This window comes from Pseudomonas sp. Sample_23 (assembly GCF_004307595.1).
Taxonomy (GTDB): Bacteria; Pseudomonadota; Gammaproteobacteria; order Pseudomonadales; family Pseudomonadaceae; genus Aquipseudomonas; species Aquipseudomonas atacamensis.
In genome coordinates, this window is sequence record NZ_RCNX01000048.1 from 67110 (window position 1) to 85702 (window position 18593).

Sequence of the window (18593 nt, forward strand, 5' to 3'; positions counted from 1 at the left end):
TGAGGGGCAGTCTCGAAGCATGACTCAAGCCCTACTCGGCACCAACAAAAAGCCCCGCATCTGCGGGGCTTTTTATTACGCGGCAGACTTGGCCTTGATCTTCTTCAGCTCTTCATCCCGCAATTCGCGGCGCAGGATCTTGCCGACGTTGGTGGTCGGCAGGGCATCGCGGAATTCCACCGAACGCGGCACTTTGTAGCCGGTAACGTTGGCGCGCATGTGGTCCATGACCTGTTCTTTGGTCAGGGTCACTCCCGGTTTGGCGACGATGAAAATCTTGATCGCCTCACCCGACTTCTCGTCCGGCACGCCGATCGCCGCACACTGCAACACGCCCGGCAAAGTCGCCAGCACGTCTTCCAGTTCGTTCGGATAGACGTTGAAGCCTGACACCAGAATCATGTCTTTCTTGCGATCGACGATGCGCATGTAGCCGTCCGGCTGGATCAGCGCGATGTCACCGGTTTTCAGCCAGCCGTCGCTGTCGAGCATTTCATCGGTGGCTTCCTGACGCTGCCAGTAACCCTTCATCACTTGCGGGCCTTTGACGCACAACTCGCCGATTTCGCCCAGCGGCTGCTCGACACCGGCATCGTCAATGACTTTGCACAGGGTCGACGGTACCGGAATGCCAATGGTGCCGATCTGGATGTGCTGGATCGGGTTGACCGTGGCCACCGGGCTGGTTTCGGTCATGCCGTAGCCTTCGCAGATGGCGCAACCGGTCACGGCTTTCCAGCGCTCGGCCGCAGCCAGTTGCAGGGCCATGCCGCCGGACAGGGTGACTTTCAGCGCGGAGAAATCCAGCTTGCGGAAACCTTCGTTGTTGCACAGCGCCACGAACAGCGTGTTCAGACCGACAAAACCGCTGAACTTCCACTTCGACAGCTCCTTGACCATCGCCGGCAGGTCGCGCGGGTTGCTGATCAGGATGTTGTGGTTGCCGATCAGCATCATCGCCATGCAATGAAAGGTGAACGCATAGATGTGATACAGCGGCAGCGGCGTGATCAGGATCTCGCAGCCTTCGTTGAGGTTGGAGCCCATCAGCGCCTTGCATTGCAGCATGTTGGCGACCAGGTTGCGGTGCGTCAGCATCGCGCCCTTGGCCACGCCGGTGGTGCCGCCGGTGTATTGCAGCACCGCGACATCGCCGCTGTCCGGGTTGGCTTCGGCCACTGGCTGGCCGTGGCCCTTGCTCAGGACGTCGTTGAATTTGATGGCTTTGGGCAAGTGATAGGCCGGGACCATTTTCTTCACGTACTTGATGACGCTGTTGATCAGCAGGCGCTTGATCGGCGGCAGCAAGTCGGCGACTTCGGTGACGATGACGTGCTTGACGCCGGTCTTCGGCACCACGGCTTCGGCCAGGTGCGCCATGTTCGCCAGGCACACCAGGGCTTTGGCGCCGGAGTCGTTGAATTGGTGTTCCATTTCCCGCGCGGTGTACAGCGGGTTGGTGTTGACCACGATCAGCCCGGCGCGAATGGCACCGAAGACCGCGACCGGGTACTGGAGGACGTTGGGCAGTTGCACGGCGATTCGATCACCGGGCTGCAAGTCGGTATGCTGTTGCAGATACGCGGCAAAGGCCCCGGACAGCTCGTACAGCTCACCGTAGGTGATTGTCTTGCCGAGGTTGCTGAAAGCCGGTTTGTTGGCGAAGCGTTGGCAGGATTGCTTCAACACTGCCTGAATGTTCGGATACTCGTCTGGATTGATCTCGGCTGCGATTCCAGCCGGGTACTTATCCTTCCAAAAGTCTTCGATCATGGAAGCCCACTCCTCAGCAACGCGAATTCTTCACCGCATTTGATGCGATTATTATTGGTGTGTGTTTTGTATTGGTGAATCCGGCGTTTTACAGGCCGAGAAGTCACAAAGCGCGCCGAGAGTAGCAGCTTTGCCAAGGGTCGACCAGAGCCAAAAGAGGCCCCTACAGTCATATTGATGACTCAAGACTTGCCAGCGGTCATTTTAGAGCAAAAATCCTATTAAACCGTGAAAGCCCCGTAGTCATGGGGTGTAAAAGCAAAAGATCGCAGCATTCGGCAGCTCCTACATTTTGGAATGCGTTTCCTGTAGGAGCTACCGAAGGCTGCGATCTTTTCGCTTGTAACCTTTATGCGATATCCCGCAACTCGCGCCGCAGAATTTTCCCTACAGGCGTCATCGGCAACGACTCACGCAACACGATATGTTTCGGCACCTTGTAGGCCGTGAAATTCTCTTTGCAGTACGCCTTCAGCTCTTCCAGGCTGACCCCGCTCTCCCGCGCTACCACAAACAGCTTCACCGCCTCTCCCGAACGTTCGTCCGGCACGCCGATGACCGCGCAGTTGGCGACTTTCGGGTGGGCCATGACCACGTCTTCGATTTCGTTGGGGTACACGTTGAAACCGGAGACGATGATCATGTCCTTCTTGCGATCGACGATGCGCACAAAACCGTCCGGGTCGATCACGGCGATATCGCCAGACTTGAACCAACCCTCGGCATCCAGCACTTCGGCGGTGGCTTCGGGTTTGTTCCAGTAACCCTTCATGACCTGCGGGCCTTTGATGCACAGCTCGCCGCGCTCGCCCAGCGGCTGTTCGACGCCGTCATCGTTGATGATTTTCACCAGCGTGCCCGGCACCGGCAGGCCCACCGTGCCCAGGCGCGACTGATCGCCGTAAGGGTTGGTGCAGGCCACTGGCGAGGTTTCGGTCAGGCCGTAGCCTTCGGTGATGCGACACCCGGTCATCTGCTCCCAGCGCTCAGCGGTGGCCTTGACCAGTGCAGTGCCGCCGGAGTTGGTGAGCTTCAGGCTGGAGAAATCCAGGGTTTTGAAATCAGGGTGATCCATCAGCGCAACAAACAAGGTGTTCAAACCCAGCAGCGCCGAGAAGCGCCAGTTTTTCAGCTCCTTGATGAAGCCGGCGATGTCGCGCGGATTGGAGATCAGTACGTTGTGATTGCCCGAGACCATCATGCACATGCAATTCGCGGTGAAAGCATAGATGTGGTACAGCGGCAGCGGCGCGATCATCACCTCCTGGCCTTCGCGCAACAGCGGCTGACCGTCCGGGCCGAGCTGAGCCAGACAGGCGCGCACCTGCTGCATGTTCGCCACCAGATTGCCGTGGGTGAGCATCGCGCCCTTCGCCAGGCCGGTGGTGCCGCCGGTGTATTGCAGCACGGCGATGTCATCGAGGCCGACGTTCAGCGGTTTGATGCCCAGGCCGCGGCCCATGCGCAGCGCGCTTTTGAACGAGGTCGCTTGCGGCAGCGAATACTCGGGAACCAGTTTCTTCACTTTGCTGACCACGGTGTTGACCAGCCAGCCTTTGGCGGTGGGCATCAGGTCGCCCATCTTCGCTTCGATCAAATATTGGATGTCGGTGTCGGGCAGCACTTCCTGGACTTTCTGCCCGAACAGATTCAGGTAGACCAACGCGCGCGCGCCGGAATCCTTGAACTGGTGGCGCATTTCCCGTGGCGTGTACAGCGGGTTGGTATTGACCACGATCAGCCCGGCGCGCAGCGCGCCGAACACGGCAATCGGATAATGCAGAACGTTGGGCATCTGCACCGCGATGCGATCCCCCGGCACCAGATCGGTATGGGCCTGCAGATAACCGGCGAACGCCGCGCTCTGGCGCTCGAGTTCGGCGTAGGTCAGGGTGATGCCCATGCTGCTGAACGCCGGGCGGTCAGCGAACTTCTTGCAGGAACGCTCAAACACTTCGATGACCGACTTGAACTCGCCCATGTCGATGTCCAGCGGTACGCCGGCCGGGCGTTTGTCATTCCAGAAATCAGGTTGCATTGTTCTTGTCCTCTTTACCTGAGCCGATCCGGGAGCCGCTTTCTGTCGTTTCTGCTTCGTCCATGGAAGGCGAAAAGCACAAAGCGGAGCTTCACGGACACTAGCAGCTATGGCCATTGAGGCAAATATGACGCAAGCCCTCATTGATCCCGTGAATCTTCCTGCCGTGGCGTGAGCTGATCAGACGCGCTATACACTGTGGCGATGCTGAGCAAAGGAATCGCCATGACCCACGACACCTTCTGGCTGGACGCGAGTGACCGCAGCCGCCTGTACGTCAACCGCTGGCTGCCGGCCACGCCATTGAAAGCGGTGATTCTGCTGGCCCATGGCATGGCCGAACACAGCGCTCGGTACACGCGGCTCGCTGACACGTTTTGCGACAAAGACTATGGCGTCTACGCCCCGGATCTGCGTGGCCATGGCCGCACCGCCGACAACGGCACCCTCGGCCATTTCGCCGATGACGACGGTTGGTGCAAGGTCGTCGGCGATCTGGCCAGCCTCAACCAGCACATCGGCCAGCAACATCCCGGCGTGCCGATCATCCTGCTCGGCCACAGCATGGGCAGCTACATCGCCCAAGGCTATTTGTTGCACCACAGCGCCAGTCTGCACGGGGCGATTCTCAGCGGTTCGAATTACCAGCCAGGGGCGCTGTATCGCGCCGCCCGGCAGATCGCCCGGCTGGAAAAACTGCGCCAGGGCGGCAAGGGCCGCAGCGCGTTGATCGAGTGGCTGTCGTTCGGCTCGTTCAACAATAAATTCAAACCGGTGCGCACCCGTTTCGACTGGCTGAGCCGCGATCCGGCGGAGGTCGACAAGTACGCCGCCGATCCGCTGTGCGGCTTTCGCTGCACCAATCAGTTGTGGATCGACCTGCTCGGCGGCTTGCAGCAAATCAGCAAAGCGTCCAATCTCGCGCAGATCGATCCGGGCCTGCCGCTGCTGGTGATTGGCGGCGAATGTGATCCGGTGAGCGAGGGCAAGCGTCTGACAGATCTGGCCAATGCCTTGCGCAGGGCCGGCAGCCAGCACCTGCAACTGAAGATCTACCCGCAGGCCCGGCACGAATTGTTCAATGAAAGCAATCGCGACGAAGTGACTACCGATGTGCTCGCCTGGATCGACCAGGCCCTGAGCCACCGGCGCCCACAGCGCAGCGAATAAATTTTTTGTGGATTGACTGAAATCCGTCACAGGAATCGAAACCGATGACCCAGGTTACCAACATCCCTTACGAAGCCCTTGAAGTCGGCCAGACCGCCAGCTACAGCAAGACTGTCGAAGAGCGCGACATTCAGCTGTTCGCCGCGATGTCGGGCGACCACAACCCGGTGCACCTGGACGCCGAATTTGCCGCCGCCAGCATGTTCAAGGAACGCATCGCCCACGGCATGTTCAGCGGTGCGCTGATCAGTGCCGCGGTAGCCTGCGAGCTGCCTGGGCCGGGCACTATCTATATCGGTCAGCAGATGAGCTTTCAGAAGCCGGTGAAGATCGGCGACACGTTGACGGTGCGCCTGGAGATTCTGGAGAAACTGCCGAAATTCCGCGTGCGCATTGCCACTCGCGTATTCAATCAGCGTGATGAGTTGGTAGTGGATGGCGAGGCCGAAATTCTCGCACCGCGCAAACAGCAGACGGTGACGTTGCCGACATTGCCGGCGATCAGTATTGGCTGATGATTGGGAAGTGTCAGGTAGATTGCTACCCCCTCACCCCAGCCCTCTCCCCCAAGGGGGCGAGGGGAAAAGGGAGCTGATCTGCATCGGATTCAAATCCTGCGCTCGGCGCGGGCGATCTTCAAGACCTTCCAGAACCAGAGTTCAACTCAGATCGCTCAAGTCGGCGTAACTCCGGCATTCACCTCGGTCAGTCCCCTCTCCCTCCGGGAGAGGGCTAGGGTGAGGGGCTTTTCCTGCGGGCACAAAAAAACGCCAGACAAGCTGGCGTTTTTTATCAGCCGACTAACTCTTACGAGTTGGCACGAGCCTGGTTACGCAGGGCTTTCACCTGGTCGTGGTTGCGTTGTACGCCGTGGTACTGACGCTCAACCAGATCCTTGATGCCCACCAGATTGTGCTTGTTGATCTTCTCGATAGCTTCACGATAAGCCTTCAGCGCATGGTCTTCACCGCGCTCGGCTTCGTTCAGTACAGCCTCTTCGTCTTTACCGGTGAACATGGATTTGACGTCGACCCAGCGACGGTGCAGATCACCGGCAACGCTGGTCGAAGTTTCCGGATCACCGCCCAGCGAACGTACCTGAGCCTGCAGCTCGGCTGCTGCGGTGGCGCAATCGGCGGAGCGCTGCACGAACAGGGTTTTCAGTTCTGGGTGCTTGATGTCTTCAGCGCAAGTCTTGAACCCTTCCTGACCGTCCTTGCAGGTTTCAATCAGGTCGTTGAGTACAGAAATGGCTTCTTTATTCATGTCGGTCATTTTTCAATTCCTTGCGATGGGTTGAAGATGCAAGGGATATTGCAGTGTGCGTGCCAGCTTCGCTTCAGGTAAAAATATCTTTTTTTTCAGCGACTTAAGAAAGATTGAACCATCTGTAAGCTGGTTTTTTGCATGATCTGTCATTTGGCCTGCATGCAGAATGCCTGTATTTTCCAGGCTGTCATGTGAATCGATGAAGCGTGCTGATGAATCCGGAAAAACTCGAACTGCTGATCACCCGCGAGATGCCCTTCGGCAAGTACAAAGGGCGGATCATTGCCGACTTGCCTGGCCCCTATCTGAACTGGTTCGCCCGTGAAGGCTTTCCCCACGGTGAACTCGGCGGCCTGTTGGCGTTGATGCAGGAGATCGACCACAACGGCCTGTCCGACCTGCTCGAACCGCTGCGCGCCAAACACGGCAAACCCGCCCCGCGCCACTGACGCGCCCTTCCCTCTTGAGCCTTGCCGACCATGCCTGACAACACCCGCCGCGCCCGTGACGAAGCCTTCTGGCAGACATTCGCCGACCGATACGATGTGCAGCCCGGCCCGGTCAATCTGGAAAACGGTTACTTCGGGCGCATGTCGCGCACGGTGATCGAGGAGTACCAGCGCAACATCGAGCTGATCAACACCAGCAACTCGATTTATGTGCGCCAGCGCTTTGAACAGCACGACAACCTTGAGATCCGCGCGCAACTGGCCGAACTGATCGGCGTGCGCGCGCAAAGCGTGGCGCTGACGCGCAATGCCACCGAAGGCCTGCAATCGCTGATCCGCAATTACAATCGCCTGCAACCGGGCGATCAGGTGCTGATCTGCGACCTTGAGTACGACACGGTCAAAGGCGCCATGCGCTGGCTGGCGAAACAGCGTGGCGTTGAGGTCATCGAGATTACCCACCACCATCCCGCCAGTTTCGACAGCCTGCTGGAAAGCTACCGCGAAGCTTTCACCCGCCACCCGAAGCTCAAACTGATGGCGCTGACCCATGTCACCCATCGCACCGGTCTGGTCATGCCGGTGCAGGCCATCGCCGCACTGGCCAAAGAGCACGGCGTCGACATCATCCTCGACGGTGCCCACGCCCTCGGCCAGATTGAATTTGACCTGCAAGCGTTGGGCATCGCCTTCGCCGGTTACAACCTGCACAAATGGATCGGCGCACCGTTGACCCTTGGCTTCATCTACATCGCTCCGCAGCGTCTGGCCGACATTGATCCGGACATGGGCGAGATGCATTACCCGGTCACCGATATTCGCGCGCGCACCTCGTACAGCACGCCGAACATCCCGGCGCTGATGACCTTGCCGCTGGTGTTCGAAGAGCACGACGCCCTCGGCGGCGCCGCAGCCAAAAGCCCACGCCTGAATTACCTGCGCAACTTGTGGGTCAGCCGGGTCCGGCACCTGCCGGGCATCGAGGTGCTGACGCCGGACGACCCGCAACTGTATTGCGGGATCACCGCGCTGCGCTTCACCCGGCATGCCGATCAACAGGCCATGGCCGAGCGGCTGCTCAGCGAATTCAACCTGTTCACCGTGGTGCGCACCGGCGCCGCATGCGGGCCGTGCATTCGCATCACCCCGGGGCTGACCACCACGGCTGGCGAGATGGAGCAGTTGGTCCACGCATTGAACCAGCTGCGCTAGAACGGCACACCGGAGTTTTTTTCGTAGCCTTCAAGACCCAACTGCGCCGACACGGCGAAGGTATCGATGCCGAGGGTCAGGCTGGCGAAGGCGCCGTCTTCAAGATCGGCGCCGGCGATCGGCCGCAATACCAACTGCAAGGCGTCCTCGGCGGCAGCTTCACAGCCGCAGCGGCCTGGGAGGTGCAAGGTGCCGGCCCAGGCCTCGTGGTGAGCTTGCGCTCCTGCTTCGTCGCCGGGAATGAATACGTTCAGCTTCAAGCAAACAGCGCCGTGCGCAGGTCGATCCGGATAGACACTGGTGAAGCGGACGATGCCATGGCTATCAGTCGATTGACTGCCGCCCAGGCTGGTGTCGCCATCGACACGCTGTTGAATGCGCACCAGCGCGCCGATGACCGGCTCACTGGTCATCGCATCGACCAGCGACAGACGCAGGATCAGCGGCAGGCCTTCGACCCCCTGGCTGATATTGCGCACTTGAGATTCAGCTGCGGGGCGGCCGAGGGGAAGTTGCTGCGGTTGATAACGGGATTGTGGTGTAAGGGTCAGAGACTGACGGTCGTCCATGAGGCGTTCTCTCTTCCATAAGATGGACGCAGATTAACCCCGTGAAAAAGACAGCGTGCAGTAACTATGTATCGCCGCATGTATCGGCAGTTTTTTCAGCGCAAAAAAAAGGTGCGCCGACCAAGCGCACCATAAAGCCGTAAAGCACACAACGAAGTGTCGGGTAACAATCAGTCCAGCAGCGCCAGGGCTTCGGCGGTGCATTCCTGAATGCGCGCCCAGTCGCCGTTCTTGATCCATTCCGGATCAAGCATCCAGCTACCGCCCACGCACATGACGTTTTTCAGCGCCATGTAGCTCTTGATATTGGCCGGGCCGACGCCGCCAGTCGGGCAGAATTTCACTTCACCGAACGGGCCGCCAAGCGCCTTGATTGCCGCCACGCCACCGCTGACTTCCGCCGGGAACAGCTTGAAGCGGCGATAGCCCAGACCGTAGCCTTCCATGATCCCCGAAGCGTTGCTGATGCCCGGCAACAGCGGAATCGGGCTGTCGACGCTGGCCTCGAGCAGGTCACGAGTGATGCCCGGGGTGACGATGAATTGCGAACCGGCCGCTTCCGCCGCTGCGAGCATGTTGCGGTCGAGCACGGTGCCGGCACCGGTCATCAGTTCCGGGCGCTGTTCGCGCAGGATCTGAATGGCCTTGAGGCCGAACTGCGAACGCAGGGTCACTTCCAGCGCAGTCAGGCCACCGGCAGCGAGGGCGTCGGCCAGTGGCAGCACGTCCTGTTCGCGGGCGATGGTGATCACTGGCAGAATCCGCGCCTTGGCGCAGAGACTGTCGATCAGGGCAACTTTGTCCGCCATGGAAACGGTCGGGGATGGGGTTGTCATAGCGGCTGTTCCTTGGCTCATGGGCACCAGTAAATCTCTAACGTAGGTTGCAGAAACGCGCGCACCGGCATGGCCGCAACGTCATCGGATGCCAGCGCGGCATTCAGGGTGGTCAGTTTCGATTGACCGGAAATCGACAGAATCTTGTGCCGGGCCGAGGCCAGCAGCGCGCGGCTCATGGTCAGGCGCTGACGCGGCACGCTGGGCGCCAGCATCGGCCAGCAACGGCGCGTGCCATCGGCTTGCAGGGCTTCGGCGAGGTTCGGGCTGTCGGGGAACAGCGACGCGGTGTGACCGTCATCGCCCATGCCCAATACCAGCACGTCGATCGGCGGCAGTTCGCCGAGCAGACGATCGGCCTGTTCCGCAGCCTGCTCGACGTTGGCCGCCGCGCTGTAGAGGCTGAGGAACTGCGCCTTGGCTGCCGGGCCTTTGAGCAGATACTGCTTGAGCAGGCCGGCATTGCTGTCGGCATGTTCAACCGGTACCCAGCGTTCGTCGGCCAGGGTCACGACGACCTTCGACCAGTCCAGCTCCTGCTTGGCCAGGTGCTGGAAGAACGCTACCGGGCTGCGCCCGCCGGACACCACCAGCACCGCGTTGCCGCGTGCAGCAATGGCGTCGCTCAGTTGCTTGGCAACGTTCAGCGCCAGGCCTTCGGCGAGCAGCACCGGGCTGTTGAATTCGCGGGCAGTCACGCCCGTCGGCAGTTGCACATCAGATATCGCCATACCACGACCTCCCGTCCCGCGTGATCAAAGCAATGGAGCTCATCGGCCCCCACGACCCGGCCGCATACGGCTTGGGCGCGTCACCGGATTTCTTCCACCCGGCGATCAGCTGGTCACACCACTTCCACGCGGCTTCGATTTCATCTTTACGGACAAACAGGTTCTGATTGCCGTTCATCACTTCCAGCAACAACCGCTCATAGGCATCGGGGATCCGCGCGCTACGCCAGGTGTCGGAGAAATTCAGTTGCAGCGGCCCGCTGCGCAGTTGCATGCCCTTGTCCAGGCCCTGCTCCTTGGTCATCACGCGCAAGGAAATGCCTTCGTCCGGTTGCAGGCGGATGATCAGTTTGTTGCTGATCTGCAGACGCTGCTCCGGGGCGAAAATGTAGTGCGACGGTTCCTTGAAGTGGATGACGATCTGCGACAGCTTCTGCGGCATGCGCTTGCCGGTACGCAGGTAGAACGGCACGCCGGCCCAGCGCCAGTTGCGGATGTCGGCACGCAGGGCGACGAAGGTTTCGGTGTCGCTCTGGGTGTTGGAATTCGGTTCTTCGAGGTAACCCGGAACGGATTTGCCCTCGCTGTGGCCGGCGATGTACTGGCCGCGCACCACTTGTGTGGTCAGGCCTTCCGGGCTGATCGGCGCGAGCGCCTTGAGCACTTTCACTTTCTCGTCACGGATGCTGTCGGCGGACAGGTCGGCCGGCGGGTCCATGGCAATCAGGCAGAGCAGCTGCAACAGGTGATTCTGGATCATGTCGCGCAGTTGGCCGGCCTTGTCGAAATAGCCCCAACGGCCTTCGATGCCGACCTTCTCGGCCACGGTGATTTCCACGTGGGAGATGTAATTCTGGTTCCACTGGGTTTCGAACAGGCTGTTGGCGAAGCGCAGGGCGATCAGGTTTTGAACGGTCTCTTTGCCCAGATAGTGGTCGATGCGGTAGGTGCGGTCTTCCGGGAAAAACTGCGCGACGGCATCGTTGACCTTGCGCGAGGACTCCAGGTCAGAGCCGATCGGTTTTTCCAGCACTACACGGGTGTTTTCGGCCAGACCGACTTTCTCGAGGTTCTCGCAGATCGCGCCGTACACCGCCGCCGGAGTAGCGAAGTAGGCAATCATGCGCTGGCTGCTGCCGGCCAGTTCCGCCAGCGCCACGTAATCCTCAGCCTTGAGGAAGTCGACGTGCAGATAGGTCAGGCGCGCGAGAAAGCGCTCGGCCACGGTTTCGTTCAGCTCTTTGCCGACGTAACGGCGCAATTCGGCGGCGATGAACGCCATGTGCTGCTGCTCGCTGCCGGGCTCACGGGCCAGCGCGATGATGCGCGTGTCCTCGTGCAGCAGGTCGGCACCGTCAAGGTGATACAGGGCAGGAAACAGCTTGCGCAGGGCCAGATCGCCAAGCGCGCCGAACAAGGCAAAGGTGCACGGTTCAACCGTAATGGAAGGCATGATGTTTGTTCTTTTATCAAGTTAAGCTACAAATACCTTTTTTCAAGGCATCACTCAAGGGAAAATGTAGTAATAACCACAACATTTTCGCAGAATACTCAATCCGAGTGGTGGTCGCCCGGACGCATCAGTAGGATAGGCCACCGTCACGGGCCATATCAAAGGCCCAATTTGCATAGCCCGACGCAACTCTGCGTCGGTGAATCAGGAATTCCATATGGACCGCGTGCGAAATTTACTGGAACAGATCCAGAGTCGCCTTGAAGAGCTGAACAAGGCCGAACGTAAGGTCGCCGAGGTGATCCTGCTCAACCCGCAGCAGGCCACCCGCTTCAGCATCGCCGCCCTCGCCCAGGCCGCCTCGGTGAGCGAACCGACGGTCAACCGTTTCTGCCGCTCGTTCGGTGTAAGCGGTTATCCCGAACTCAAGCTGCAATTGGCCCAGAGCCTGGCCAGTGGCGCGGCGTATGTCAGCCGCGCGGTCGAGGCTGACGACAATCCCGAGGCGTACACGCAGAAGATTTTCGGCAGCGCCATCGCCTCCCTGGACAGTGCTTGCCAGGCACTCGACCCGAACCTGATCAGCCGCGCCGTCGACCTGTTGATCCAGGCCCGGCAGATCCACTTCTTCGGCCTCGGCGCCTCTGCCCCGGTGGCGCTGGATGCGCAGCACAAGTTCTTCCGCTTCAACCTTGCGGTCACCGCGCATGCCGATGTGCTGATGCAGCGAATGATTGCTTCGGTGGCGCACACCGGTGAGCTGTTCGTGATCATTTCCTACACCGGGCGTACCCGCGAGCTGGTGGAAGTGGCGCGGATTGCCCGCGAGAACGGTGCTTCGGTGTTGGGCCTGACGGCGGAGAATTCACCGCTGGCCAAGGCCAGTACCTTGAGCCTGAATATTCCGTTGCCGGAAGACACCGACATTTACATGCCGATGACGTCGCGGATCATTCAGTTGACGGTGCTGGATGTGCTGGCGACCGGGATGACGTTGCGTCGCGGGGTGGATTTCCAACCGCATTTGCGCAAGATCAAAGAGAGCCTGAATGCCAGCCGGTATCCGGTTGGGGATGAATTCAACTAAAGATCAAAAGCCCCCTCACCCCAGCCCTCTCCCGGAGGGAGAGGGAGCCGACCGAGGTGTCTTGCGCGGTACATCGACCTGAAATATCCAGTCGATTATGGATTCAGAACTGCACTTTCACGTCGGCGTAATTCTTGAGCATCCCCCATTCGGTCCCCTCTCCCTCTGGGAGAGGGCTAGGGTGAGGGTATCGGTGTACTTGACGCACTAAGCCGCTGCCCACGCCTGCAAACTCAAATGCGCCTTCTCCCCCGGCGCCAGGTGCAGGCTGTCGGTGCCGCCCGCTGCTGCTTCTACGCAAACGAATTCCGATACCTCGTCCCAGCTCACCCCCAGCAACGGCCGCGCGCCGGGATGCCAGACGACGGTGTCGCCGCTGTCACCGGTATCGATGCACAACTCGCGCTGCCAGGCGTGATCCTTGAGCTGCAATTCGCCGTCGTGCTGGAACACCCGCTGACAGCCGCCATCGACTCGCAACTCGCCTTCCTGCTGGCAAACCTGACGATTCAACTGATCATAACCCTGCGCGCCTTCGAGCCCAGACAGCGCTATCTCACCAACATCGCCTATACGCCAGTAAGCGTGCAAAGCCTGGCTCAACTGGCACGGCATGTCGTCCTGATGCTCGGTGCTCAGGCGTAATTCCATGCGTTCGCCAAGGTGCGCATGCAGGTCAACCTGCCAGTCGCACAGCTGTAATTGCCAGTGCAGGCGCACGCCATCCTCGGCGCTGCTGCTGTCGAGCAGTTTCCAGTCGAGCAGTCGCGCCCAACCATGGGACGGCCACGCGTTTTCGCTCGGATGACGGCCATACCACGGCCAGCACACCGGCACGCCACCGCGAATCGCGCCGACATGCGGCCACTTCGCCGCGCACCACAACCACGGCTTCTGCCCGCGCGGCTGAAAATGCAGCAACTGCGCGCCCTGACGACTGAACACCGCCTGACACAGCGGATGATCGATCACCAACACGTCGCGCATCTGATAGCGCTCCCAGGCGAACACCGGTCGCTCGCGCAGGGATTTGAAGAAGCGTTGCAGCGGATGCTCATGCATTGGCTACGGTCCTGAAAATCATGGGGTACTTATCAATCCAAAAGCCTTGCATAGCACTTTGTGGCGAGGGGATTCATCCCCGCTGGGTCGCGAAGCGGCCCTGAATACCATTCACCGAGGTGTATCAGCCAGATTGTGCTTGTAGGATTTGGGGCCGCTTCGCAGCCCAGCGGGGATGAATCCCCTCGCCACAAAAAATTCTCCAGCCACAAAAAATCATCAAGCAACACATCTGACCTGTGTCACAAAAAAAAGCGGACAGCCTTGGCTGTCCGCAAAATGCGCACATAGAGAGGAGCTTATCGCAGACGCGTCAGAACGTTGACTGAATTTTCAGGCCAGCGACCAAAGCGTTATCGACTTCATCCACACCGCCCGGATGGGTGATGTATTGCAGGTTGGGACGCACGGTCAGCCAGTTGGTGACATGGATGCCGTAGTTGAGTTCGTAGTTGTACTCGGTCTCACGAATCGGCGAGAACGCGGCGTTGTCGTAGTCGGACACACCGTTGGCAGCGTTCAGCAGTTCAGCATTGCGCTTGACGTCCTTGTTGACGTGGATACGCGCAGCGCCAATACCGATGTCATCTTTCGGACGCGCATCGAACGGGCCTTTGTAGACAAACATCACCGACTGGTAGTTGTCGATGAAGTTGGTGTCCTTGTCGTGGAAAGTCGCGTTGGCAGCGATGTTCAGACCGCGAGTGGCATCACCGTTGTGGCTGGTGAGTTGCTGTTGCGCAACGAACCAGTAACCGCTTTTGCTGTTGTGCGACTTGTAGTCATCACCGGTGGTTGCCGCATCGAGACCGTTGACGTCTTCGCGAACGTCGTCGGCATCGGCCGTGCTCTTGTAGTAACCGACGCGGTATTCGCCCGGCAGGCTGTTGACCTTCGGCGACCAGACCAATTCAACCGGCAGCACGGTACCTTTGGTGCCGCTGCCGCTGAGCTTGAAGCCGTTGCCGTGTTCCAGTTGCGACGGGTTCTGGTTGTACGCACCGATTTGCGCGTAGAGCTCGTCGTTGATGTTGTACTTCACACGGATCGCGGCCTGGCTGACGGGCCAGTTGTACCAGATGTTGGTCGCCCAGTTACCCACTTGCGAACCGCAGAACGCCAGGTTCTGGAAGTCGCACGGGAAGGTGTTGAAGTCTTCGCCTTCGCCGAAGTAACCGGCCTTGACGTCGAGCTTGTTGTCGAAGAACTGGTGCTGGATCCACAGTTGGGTCAGACGCACCATGTGGCCACGGCCGTAGACTTCCTGCGAGGAGCTGAGGGTGCCGGCACGCGGATCGCCAACGCGGTCGTTGGAGATGTTGTAACCGTTACGATTGGTCAGCTGGATCTTCGCCTGGGTGTTGTCCCAGCCCCACAGTTTCTGCAGGTCGAGGGCCACGCCCAGACCGAACTGGTCGGCGTAACGCGCGGTCTTGTCGTCGTTGTAGCCGCCGTTCAGGTTGGCGCCCATCTCGCCAACGTAGTCGGCCTTGATGTCGATACCCTGCTCGATCAGCTTGGTGCGCTCGCCGCCCCAGTCGCCGGTCATCCACTTGGAGTCGGAGCTGAACGCATCCGCCGCCATTGCATTACCGGCCAGCACCAGTGCAGCTGCCGCAGAAACCTGGCAGATCAACCGGGCATTGACGTGTTTCTTTTTCATCCCTACATCCTCGTCTTTATTGTTATTAACTGTTTTTATCTAACGCGGTTTACATAAATTGCAGTGCTCGACAGGCCGGACACCGCGTGCTCCTTTGTGGGAGCGAGCCTGCTCGCGAATGCGGTGGAACAGGCGACATCAATGCTGGATGTCAGACCGCTTTCGCGAGCAGGCTCGCTCCCACATTTGTTCCTCAGCGCCCCTTGAACTGGGCGACGTTCGCAGACCGCGCATCGGTCTGCGGTTGGCCGGCAGTGCCGAGGCGCTCACCGGTATTGGCATCGAACAACAACACTTTCGATGGATCGAACTGCAGCGTCAGGCTTTCGCCCACTTGCGGTGCCACGTCCGGCGCCAGTCGGCAGCAGACCTTGGTGTCGTTCAAGTTGACGAACACCAGGGTGTCCGGACCGGTCGGTTCGGTGACCTGCACTTCGGCGCGGATGCTTGGCAGACCATTGCCCTCGCCGTTCGCCAGCACGATCTGCTCCGGGCGCAGGCCGAGGATCACTTCGCGATCTTCAAGCCCGGCGTCCTGCATGCTCATCGGCAATTCGCAGCGCGCCTGGCCGCTGTCGAGCAGCGCCAGCAGACGACCGTCCTTGCGCTGCAAACGCAGGGGAATGAAGTTCATCGGCGGCGAACCGATGAAGCTCGCCACGAACAGGTTGGCCGGGTTGTTGTAGATGTCTTTCGGCGTACCGAACTGCTGAATGATGCCGTCCTTCATCACCGCGACCTTGTCGCCCAGGGTCATCGCTTCGATCTGGTCGTGGGTCACGTAGACCGTGGTGGTTTTGAGGCGCTGGTGCATCAGTTTCATTTCGGTACGCATCTCGACGCGCAGCTTGGCGTCGAGGTTCGACAGCGGTTCGTCGAACAGATAGATCTTCGGCCGCCGCGCCAAGGCACGGCCCATCGCCACGCGCTGTTGCTGACCACCGGAGAGCTGGCCCGGCTTGCGATTGAGCAGGTGTTCGATCTGCAACAGCTTGGCCACGCGGGCGACTTCTTCGTCGATCGCTGCTTGGGGCATCTTGCGGATCTTCAGGCCGAACTCGATGTTCTCGCGCACGCTCATGGTCGGGTACAGCGCGTAGGACTGGAACACCATAGCGATGTCGCGATCCTTGGGGCTCATGCCGCTGACGTCCTGATCACCGATCATGATCGCGCCGCCGGTGATGGTTTCCAGGCCGGCGATGCAGTTCATCAAGGTCGATTTGCCGCAGCCCGACGGGCCGACGAGGATCAGGAATTCACCGTCCTTGATCGACAGTTCGATGTTCTTCAGGGTGTCCGGCAGGCCGGCCCCGTAGGTCTTGTTTACGTTGCGAAGTTCAAGCGTAGCCATGATTACCCCTTGACCGCGCCGGCCGTCAGCCCGCGCACGAAATACTTGCCTGCGACCACATAGACCAGCAGGGTCGGCAGGCCGGCGATCATCGCCGCTGCCATATCCACGTTGTATTCCTTGGCGCCGGTGCTGGTGTTGACCAGGTTGTTCAGCGCCACGGTGATCGGTTGCGAATCACCGCTGGAGAACACCACCCCGAACAGGAAGTCGTTCCAGATCTGGGTGAACTGCCAGATCAGGCAGACCATGATGATCGGCGTCGACATCGGCAGAATGATGCGGCGGAAAATCGTGAAGAACCCGGCGCCATCCAGACGCGCAGCCTTGACCAGCGCATCGGGAATGCTCACGTAGTAGTTGCGGAAGAACAGCGTGGTGAACGCCAGACCGTAGACCACGTGCACGAAGACCAGGCCGGTGGTGGTGCTCGCCAGGCCCATCTTGCCGAGGGTGAACGAGGCCGGCAGCAGCACGGTCTGGAACGGCAGGAAGCAGCCGAACAGCAGCAGACCGAAGAACAACTGCGAACCACGGAAGCGCCACATCGACAGCACGTAACCGTTCAACGCACCGATGGCGGTGGAGATGATTACCGCCGGTACGGTGATCTTGATCGAGTTCCAGAAGTAGCCGTCAACCGTGGCCCAGGCCTTGACCCAGCCGATGCCGCTGACCACGGTCGGCCAGCTCAACAGGTTGCCGGTGCTGATATCTTCCGGGGTCTTGAAGCTGGTCAGCAACATGACTACCAGCGGCACCAGATAGAGGAACACTGCGAGGATCAGCACCGCGTAGATCGCGATGCGACTGAAGCTGATAGCGGGTTTGGCAGCAAGACTAGTCATGACGCTTGGTCCTCAGCTCGGAATACAGGTAAGGTACGATGATCGCGAGGATCGCACCGAGCATCAGAATCGCACTGGCCGAGCCCATGCCCATCTGGCCGCGACTGAAGGTGAAGGAATACATGAACATCGCTGGCAGGTCGGAGGAATAACCCGGGCCGCCGGCGGTCATTGCCGCAACGAGGTCGAAGCTCTTGATCGCGATGTGCGCGAGGATCATCACCGCACTGAAGAACACCGGACGCAGGCTTGGCAGCACGACTTTCCAGTAGATGCGCGGCATGCTCGCGCCGTCGATCTGCGCAGCACGGATGATCGATTGATCGACGCCACGCAGGCCGGCGAGGAACATCGCCATGATGAAGCCCGAGGCTTGCCACACAGCGGCAATCACCAGGCAGTAGACCACGCGATCAGGGTCGATCAGCCAGTCCAGACGGAAACCTTCCCAGCCCCAGTCACGCAACAATTTGTCCAGGCCCATGCCCGGGTTGAGCAGCCATTTCCACGCGGTACCAGTGACGATCATCGAGAGCGCCATCGGGTACAGGTAAATGGTGCGGATAAAGCCTTCGCGACGGATGCGCTGGTCGAGGAACACCGCCAGCAACACGCCGATCACCAGAGTGATGCCGATGAACATGCCGCCGAACACGGCGAGGTTCTTGCTCGCCACCCACCAGCGATCGTTGTCGAACAACCGCGCGTATTGCGCCAGGCCGGCCCACTTGTAGTTGGGCAGGAAGGTCGAGGTGGTGAACGACAGAATGAACGTCCACAGGATGTAGCCATAGAAGCCCACCAGCACGATGAACATGCTCGGCGCCAGCACCAGTTTCGGTAGCCAGCGCTGCAATGCATCGAACGGCGAGGCCTTGCTGAACACAGCAACAGAACTCATGAGCAAATCCAGAAAAGAAAGAGAAGAACAGCTGCAAGCTGCAAGCTACAAGACCAGCAGCGCGCAAGCCTTTAACTTGCAGCTTGAAGCTTGAAGCTTGCAGCTCGCCGTCAAGGCGCCTATTTGGCCGACTGAACCGCCGCGCCGAGTTTCTTCGCCGCATCGGCCGGGTCGGCTT

At 59.9% G+C, this 18593-nt stretch carries 17 protein-coding genes; 5 read left to right on the forward strand and 12 right to left on the reverse strand.

The annotated features are described in order from the left end of the window. Nucleotides 1-75: 75 nt before the first annotated feature. Nucleotides 76-1773: a long-chain-fatty-acid--CoA ligase FadD1 gene (gene fadD1 / locus D8U82_RS12875; RefSeq protein WP_024014053.1), complete on the reverse strand. Its 1698-nt coding sequence runs from the start codon at nucleotides 1771-1773 to the stop codon at nucleotides 76-78. A gap of 349 nt (nucleotides 1774-2122) precedes the next feature. Beyond that, nucleotides 2123-3811 (reverse strand): long-chain-fatty-acid--CoA ligase FadD2, encoded by a 1689-nt coding sequence (gene fadD2, locus D8U82_RS12880; RefSeq protein WP_130902304.1) that lies wholly within the window; start codon nucleotides 3809-3811, stop codon nucleotides 2123-2125. Between the two features lie 225 nt (nucleotides 3812-4036). Here fadD2 and D8U82_RS12885 point away from each other — a divergent pair, with 225 nt between their 5' ends. Then, nucleotides 4037-4981 (forward strand): alpha/beta hydrolase, encoded by a 945-nt coding sequence (locus D8U82_RS12885; protein ID WP_125926437.1) that lies wholly within the window; start codon nucleotides 4037-4039, stop codon nucleotides 4979-4981. A 44-nt stretch (nucleotides 4982-5025) separates the two neighbouring features. Beyond that, the gene (locus tag D8U82_RS12890) at nucleotides 5026-5496 is read left to right on the forward strand and encodes a MaoC family dehydratase (RefSeq protein WP_003227420.1); all 471 of its coding nucleotides are present in this window, start codon (nucleotides 5026-5028) and stop codon (nucleotides 5494-5496) included. A gap of 292 nt (nucleotides 5497-5788) precedes the next feature. On the opposite strand, the gene D8U82_RS12895 is transcribed toward D8U82_RS12890, so the two are convergent. Next, entirely contained in the window at nucleotides 5789-6256 is a 468-nt protein-coding gene (locus D8U82_RS12895) for a PA2169 family four-helix-bundle protein (protein WP_016773542.1), read from the reverse strand. A gap of 206 nt (nucleotides 6257-6462) precedes the next feature. Here D8U82_RS12895 and D8U82_RS12900 point away from each other — a divergent pair, with 206 nt between their 5' ends. Beyond that, the gene (locus tag D8U82_RS12900; protein ID WP_003227425.1) at nucleotides 6463-6699 is read left to right on the forward strand and encodes a DUF3820 family protein; all 237 of its coding nucleotides are present in this window, start codon (nucleotides 6463-6465) and stop codon (nucleotides 6697-6699) included. Between the two features lie 30 nt (nucleotides 6700-6729). Next, on the forward strand, nucleotides 6730-7911 hold the full coding sequence (locus D8U82_RS12905) for an aminotransferase class V-fold PLP-dependent enzyme (protein WP_130902305.1): 1182 nt from the start codon (nucleotides 6730-6732) through the stop codon (nucleotides 7909-7911). Here the strand turns inward: D8U82_RS12905 and D8U82_RS12910 are convergent. The 4 genes from D8U82_RS12910 to zwf all read right to left on the reverse strand — a co-directional run bounded on the left by D8U82_RS12910 (nucleotide 7908) and on the right by zwf (nucleotide 11500). Then, complete coding sequence (locus D8U82_RS12910; RefSeq protein WP_130902306.1) at nucleotides 7908-8480, reverse strand: hypothetical protein; 573 nt, start codon at nucleotides 8478-8480, stop codon at nucleotides 7908-7910. The two genes, D8U82_RS12905 and D8U82_RS12910, sit on opposite strands and share 4 nt — an antisense overlap. A 170-nt stretch (nucleotides 8481-8650) precedes the next feature. Next, on the reverse strand, nucleotides 8651-9316 hold the full coding sequence (locus tag D8U82_RS12915; RefSeq protein ID WP_016773539.1) for a bifunctional 4-hydroxy-2-oxoglutarate aldolase/2-dehydro-3-deoxy-phosphogluconate aldolase: 666 nt from the start codon (nucleotides 9314-9316) through the stop codon (nucleotides 8651-8653). A gap of 17 nt (nucleotides 9317-9333) precedes the next feature. Next, nucleotides 9334-10047 (reverse strand): 6-phosphogluconolactonase, encoded by a 714-nt coding sequence (gene pgl / locus D8U82_RS12920; RefSeq protein ID WP_024014058.1) that lies wholly within the window; start codon nucleotides 10045-10047, stop codon nucleotides 9334-9336. Continuing rightward, nucleotides 10034-11500 carry a glucose-6-phosphate dehydrogenase gene (gene zwf, locus D8U82_RS12925; protein WP_016773537.1) on the reverse strand — a complete coding sequence of 489 codons (1467 nt, stop codon included), beginning with the start codon at nucleotides 11498-11500 and terminating at the stop codon, nucleotides 10034-10036. The genes pgl and zwf overlap by 14 nt, the downstream gene beginning before the upstream one ends. A gap of 226 nt (nucleotides 11501-11726) precedes the next feature. Between zwf and D8U82_RS12930 the strand changes: the two genes are divergently transcribed. Beyond that, the gene (locus tag D8U82_RS12930) at nucleotides 11727-12587 is read left to right on the forward strand and encodes a MurR/RpiR family transcriptional regulator (protein ID WP_169842436.1); all 861 of its coding nucleotides are present in this window, start codon (nucleotides 11727-11729) and stop codon (nucleotides 12585-12587) included. A gap of 207 nt (nucleotides 12588-12794) precedes the next feature. On the opposite strand, the gene D8U82_RS12935 is transcribed toward D8U82_RS12930, so the two are convergent. From D8U82_RS12935 to D8U82_RS12955, 5 genes are all read right to left on the reverse strand, one after another. Continuing rightward, complete coding sequence (locus D8U82_RS12935) at nucleotides 12795-13649, reverse strand: D-hexose-6-phosphate mutarotase (RefSeq protein WP_073472039.1); 855 nt, start codon at nucleotides 13647-13649, stop codon at nucleotides 12795-12797. Nucleotides 13650-13962: 313 nt separating this feature from the next. After that, a complete protein-coding gene (locus tag D8U82_RS12940; RefSeq protein ID WP_016773536.1) occupies nucleotides 13963-15312 on the reverse strand; it encodes a carbohydrate porin in 1350 nt (449 codons plus the stop codon). A gap of 193 nt (nucleotides 15313-15505) precedes the next feature. Next, nucleotides 15506-16666, reverse strand: coding sequence for a sn-glycerol-3-phosphate ABC transporter ATP-binding protein UgpC (gene ugpC, locus D8U82_RS12945; RefSeq protein WP_024014060.1), 1161 nt, complete (start codon nucleotides 16664-16666; stop codon nucleotides 15506-15508). A 2-nt stretch (nucleotides 16667-16668) separates the two neighbouring features. Further along, the gene (locus D8U82_RS12950; protein WP_016773534.1) at nucleotides 16669-17514 is read right to left on the reverse strand and encodes a carbohydrate ABC transporter permease; all 846 of its coding nucleotides are present in this window, start codon (nucleotides 17512-17514) and stop codon (nucleotides 16669-16671) included. Next, a complete protein-coding gene (locus D8U82_RS12955) occupies nucleotides 17507-18415 on the reverse strand; it encodes a sugar ABC transporter permease (protein WP_016773533.1) in 909 nt (302 codons plus the stop codon). The genes D8U82_RS12950 and D8U82_RS12955 overlap by 8 nt, the downstream gene beginning before the upstream one ends. Nucleotides 18416-18593 lie beyond the last annotated feature (178 nt).

Excerpts from the sequence above, each read along its gene's own strand:
- fadD1 (WP_024014053.1), bottom strand. The coding sequence starts at position 1,773 with ATGATCGAAGACTTTTGGAAGGATAAGTACCCGGCTGGAATCGCAGCC.
- fadD2 (WP_130902304.1), bottom strand. The coding sequence starts at position 3,811 with ATGCAACCTGATTTCTGGAATGACAAACGCCCGGCCGGCGTACCGCTG.
- D8U82_RS12885 (WP_125926437.1), top strand. The coding sequence starts at position 4,037 with ATGACCCACGACACCTTCTGGCTGGACGCGAGTGACCGCAGCCGCCTG.
- D8U82_RS12890 (WP_003227420.1), top strand. The coding sequence starts at position 5,026 with ATGACCCAGGTTACCAACATCCCTTACGAAGCCCTTGAAGTCGGCCAG.
- D8U82_RS12895 (WP_016773542.1), bottom strand. The coding sequence starts at position 6,256 with ATGACCGACATGAATAAAGAAGCCATTTCTGTACTCAACGACCTGATT.
- D8U82_RS12900 (WP_003227425.1), top strand. The coding sequence starts at position 6,463 with ATGAATCCGGAAAAACTCGAACTGCTGATCACCCGCGAGATGCCCTTC.
- D8U82_RS12905 (WP_130902305.1), top strand. The coding sequence starts at position 6,730 with ATGCCTGACAACACCCGCCGCGCCCGTGACGAAGCCTTCTGGCAGACA.
- D8U82_RS12910 (WP_130902306.1), bottom strand. The coding sequence starts at position 8,480 with ATGGACGACCGTCAGTCTCTGACCCTTACACCACAATCCCGTTATCAA.
- D8U82_RS12915 (WP_016773539.1), bottom strand. The coding sequence starts at position 9,316 with ATGACAACCCCATCCCCGACCGTTTCCATGGCGGACAAAGTTGCCCTG.
- pgl (WP_024014058.1), bottom strand. The coding sequence starts at position 10,047 with ATGGCGATATCTGATGTGCAACTGCCGACGGGCGTGACTGCCCGCGAA.
- zwf (WP_016773537.1), bottom strand. The coding sequence starts at position 11,500 with ATGCCTTCCATTACGGTTGAACCGTGCACCTTTGCCTTGTTCGGCGCG.
- D8U82_RS12935 (WP_073472039.1), bottom strand. The coding sequence starts at position 13,649 with ATGCATGAGCATCCGCTGCAACGCTTCTTCAAATCCCTGCGCGAGCGA.
- D8U82_RS12940 (WP_016773536.1), bottom strand. The coding sequence starts at position 15,312 with ATGAAAAAGAAACACGTCAATGCCCGGTTGATCTGCCAGGTTTCTGCG.
- ugpC (WP_024014060.1), bottom strand. The coding sequence starts at position 16,666 with ATGGCTACGCTTGAACTTCGCAACGTAAACAAGACCTACGGGGCCGGC.
- D8U82_RS12950 (WP_016773534.1), bottom strand. The coding sequence starts at position 17,514 with ATGACTAGTCTTGCTGCCAAACCCGCTATCAGCTTCAGTCGCATCGCG.
- D8U82_RS12955 (WP_016773533.1), bottom strand. The coding sequence starts at position 18,415 with ATGAGTTCTGTTGCTGTGTTCAGCAAGGCCTCGCCGTTCGATGCATTG.